Annotated in this window: 2 protein-coding genes; both read left to right on the forward strand. The window is 61.5% G+C overall.

Features of this window, described 5'->3' with window-relative positions; genetic code table 11:
* Positions 1-596: hypothetical protein (locus ACWELQ_RS46185; protein WP_452403271.1), on the forward strand; the 596-nt coding region annotated here is incomplete at its 5' end.
* Positions 577-1,071: DUF6879 family protein (locus ACWELQ_RS46190; protein ID WP_452403272.1), on the forward strand; the 495-nt coding region annotated here is incomplete at its 3' end. The genes ACWELQ_RS46185 and ACWELQ_RS46190, both read left to right, overlap by 20 nt.

The following is a 1,071-nucleotide window of genomic DNA, read 5'->3' on the forward strand; positions in this document are numbered from 1 at the left end:
ACGGCATCGGCACCCCGAAGGAACGCGAGGCTTGTCCGCCGGTCCATCTCGACCCCTGCCGCCGTTGGTGGGACGACTCAGAAGCGGGGTACTCGACCAGTCCTGAGCGCCTGGTGTCGACGCTAGGAGCCCTGGAACCTTCAACGCCACAGGCTTGCACGAGCTTGCTCAATGCCAGTCAAATGCCTACCAGCCTGAAACGTGATACGGGATCATGGGCCATGCCGTGCAAGCTGATGCACATCGCAAGAGCAGGAGGCAAGATCATGCGCTTACGTTTTCTCGGCAAGGGCGGGTCGAAGGTTGGCGACTGCCCGACCCTGTTCGCCACCGATCGAGACACCTACCTCGTGCAGGGCTGGAGGACCGCTTCCCCGGATGCCGTTGAGATTCCCCACCTTCTGTTGGGCTTCGCGGAACCGGATACATTCATCGGCGCGGCCCTGGCGGACACTGGGCGCGGAACGTTCACGTTGTCGGGTCGGCCGATAGATGACCACGAGACGTTGAACCAATTGACGATGGAAGCGTTCGAAGCGGCGATCGAGGTTCCGATGAATCGGAGGGCGTTCTACGGTGGAGCTGCGGCAGAGTAGCCCGTGGCCTGGCCTGATCCGGGCGGCCCGAAAGTCGGCCTTCCACTTGGAGGTCCAAGATACGTACACGGTTCCGAGCGAGTCGGAGCCGTTCCGCCGGTTCCTCAGCGGCGAACCACGTTCGGATGAACCCGATGAGTCATGGGAGGCATGGAGTGCGCTGATCCGAGACGCCATCGCCCGCGGAGTCACCGTCAGTCGAATCCGCATTGTCACAGTCCCCCACAGCGATTACCAGCGATGGCTGCTGACCGAGACTCACGACAACATCGCAGCCGGTGAGGACATTCGGTATCTCCCCAGGCATCTTGTCGATCCAGCGCAGGTGCCGGCTGATGACTTCTGGCTGCTCGACGATACGACCGTTGCGTTCAATCTTGTTGATAAGGAAGGCAAGCCCGCAGGCGCGGGTGTCACGACGGATTCGAGTCTTGCCGATCATTACCGGCGTACCAAGCAGACGCTCTGGTCGATG

The sequence above is a fragment of the Nocardia sp. NPDC004722 genome (assembly GCF_053601505.1).